This window comes from Micromonospora maritima (assembly GCF_902825405.1).
Classification (GTDB): Bacteria; Actinomycetota; Actinomycetes; order Mycobacteriales; family Micromonosporaceae; genus Micromonospora; species Micromonospora maritima.
The window spans coordinates 1-2,457 of sequence record NZ_CADEAU010000670.1 but is presented as its reverse complement, the minus strand read 5'-3'; the positions used below and the strand labels follow the sequence as shown (position 1 = coordinate 2,457).

At 74.5% G+C, this 2,457-nt stretch carries 2 protein-coding genes and 1 pseudogene; 2 read left to right on the top strand and 1 reads right to left on the bottom strand.

Translation table 11 applies throughout. The features are described from left to right. Window positions 1-606: pseudogene (locus tag HUW36_RS30835) on the bottom strand (hypothetical protein); the annotation flags it as partial. A gap of 99 nt (window positions 607-705) precedes the next feature. Here HUW36_RS30835 and cofD point away from each other — a divergent pair. Together cofD and HUW36_RS30825 are read left to right on the top strand one after the other, a co-directional pair. Further along, on the top strand, window positions 706-1,653 hold the full coding sequence (cofD, locus tag HUW36_RS30830) for a 2-phospho-L-lactate transferase (protein WP_217428906.1): 948 nt from the start codon (window positions 706-708) through the stop codon (window positions 1,651-1,653). After that, window positions 1,650-2,457: coenzyme F420-0:L-glutamate ligase (locus HUW36_RS30825; RefSeq protein WP_174531300.1), on the top strand; the 808-nt coding region annotated here is incomplete at its 3' end. The genes cofD and HUW36_RS30825, both read left to right, overlap by 4 nt.

Below are 2,457 nucleotides of genomic sequence, written 5' to 3'. Positions count from 1 at the left end.
CTGCGGCGGCACGCCGGCCGGCGGGTAGCCACCCGGCGCGGGGTAGCCGCCGGGCTGACCGGGCTGCTGCGGCCAGCCCGGCTGGGCCTGGCCGTAGACACCGGGCTGCGGCTTGGGCTTCGGCACGTGGTAGAGCCGGCGCCAGACCGTGAACACCACGAACGCGGCGACCGCGAAGACGGCGAACCAGGCCACCCGGGTGAGCAGCCCGAGGAACGCGTCCAGCACCTCGCCGTCGGCGAGCCGGCCGACCAGCCAGATCAGGAACGTCAGCGCGCCGAAGACGGCGGCGACGCCGTACTCGACCAACGCCACCTGGGTGATCAGTTTCGCCTTCGGCAGCACCGGGCGGACGTGCGTGGCGAGCAGCACCGCCAGCACCGGCAGGACCGTCGACTCCAGCCCGACGAAGGCGAAGAACGTGCTTCCGGCCCGACCGCTGAACGTGCTGTAGTCGTCGACCGGCACCAGCAGGCGCAGCAGGCCGACGAAGAGCAGCACGGCGTTCGCGCCGAGCAGGACGAGCGCGGCCAGTTCGCGCAGTGGCTTGGTCAGCTGGCTGGCCTGCGCGGCGTCACCGGACGCGGGCTCGGCGGGGCTGGTCACGGACTCCCCCAGGGGACGAAAGCGGACAGTTGCCGACGTGAGCGTAGTCTCTCCGGCCACCCGGCGACCCACGGCGGCACGTGCGGAAGGATGGACGCCATGCGCATCGTGGTTCTGACCGGCGGCATCGGGGGCGCCCGTTTCCTGCTCGGCGTGCGGGCGTACGCCCGCCAGGTGGGCGCCGAGGTGACCGCCGTGGTCAACGTCGGCGACGACCTGCTGCTGCACGGGCTGAAGGTCTGCCCCGACCTGGACAGCGTGCTCTACACGCTCGGCGGCGGCGCCGACCGGGAGCGCGGCTGGGGCCGGGCGGGCGAGACCTGGACGATCAAGAACGAGCTGGCCGCGTACGGCGCGGAGCCCAGTTGGTTCGGCCTCGGCGACAAGGACGTCGCCACCCACCTGGTCCGCACCACCATGCTCAACGCCGGTTATCCGCTGTCGCAGGTCACCGAGGCGCTGGCGACCCGCTGGCAGCCCGGCGTACGCCTGCTGCCGGCGACCGACGACCGCCTGGAGACGCACGTGGTCATTGACGACGAGCAGGGCCGTCGGGCGGTCCACTTCCAGGAGTGGTGGGTGCGCTACCGGGCGGACGTACCCACGCACCGGTTCGTGTTCGTCGGCGCGGAGACGGCGAAGCCCGCCCCCGGCGTGGTGGAGGCGCTCGCCGCCGCGGACGTGGTGCTGATCGCGCCGAGCAACCCGGTGGTCAGCATCGCGCCGGTGCTGGCCGTGCCCGGCCTGCGGGACGCGGTGGTGGACGGTCCGGCCCCGGTCATCGGGGTGTCCCCGGTCATCGGCGGCGCGCCGGTGCGCGGCATGGCCGACCGCTGCCTGGCCGTGCTGGGCGTCGAGTGCAGCGCGGCCGGGGTGGGCGGTCTCTACGGCGCCCGGTCCGCCGACGGCCTGCTCGACGGTTGGCTGGTCGCCCCGGAGGACGAGGGCACCACGGTGCCGGGCGTGACGGTGCGCTCGGCGCCGCTGCGGATGACCGACGAGGCGGCGACCGCCGCGATGGTGCGGGCCGCGCTGGAGTTGATGTGAGGCTGGAGATCCTGCCGGTGCCGGGCATCGGCCACGTGACCGAGGGCGACGACCTGGCCGCCCTGATCGCCGGCGCGGCACCCTGGCTGCGCGACGGCGACGTGCTGGTGGTCACCAGCAAGATCGTGTCGAAGGCGGAGGGCCGGCTGGTCGACGTGCCGGCCGACGGCCCGGAACGGCTCGCCGCGCGTGACCGGGTGCTGGCCGGGGAGACCGCACGGGTGGTCGCCACCCGGGGCGCGACCCGGATCGTGCAGACCCACCACGGGTTCGTGATGGCCTCCGCCGGCATCGACGCCTCCAACGTGGACAAGACCAGGCTGGTGCTGCTGCCGGTGGATCCGGACGCCTCCGCCCGGGCGCTGCGGGCCGCGCTGCGCGACCGGCACGGCCTCGACGTCGCCGTCGTCGTCAGCGACACCATGGGCCGCCCGTGGCGCAACGGGCTCACCGACGTGGCGCTCGGGGTGGCCGGCATGCCGGCGATCCGCGACCACCGGGGCGAGGTCGACCCGTACGGCAACGAGCTCCAGCTCACCCAGATGGCCGTGGTCGACGAGCTGGCCGCCGCCGGCGAGCTGATCAAAGGCAAGTGTGACCAGGTCCCGGTCGCCGTCGTCCGTGGTTACCTGACCGCGACCAGCGACGACGAGGAGGGCGCCCGGGCCCTGCTGCGGGACGCCTCGATGGATCTCTTCTCGCTCGGCACGGCCGAGGCGCGCGCGGACGGGCTGCGGGCGGCGGCCACGCTTCCCGACACGACCTCCGCCGCCCGGGCCGACCCGGACGCGGTGGCGCGGGCGG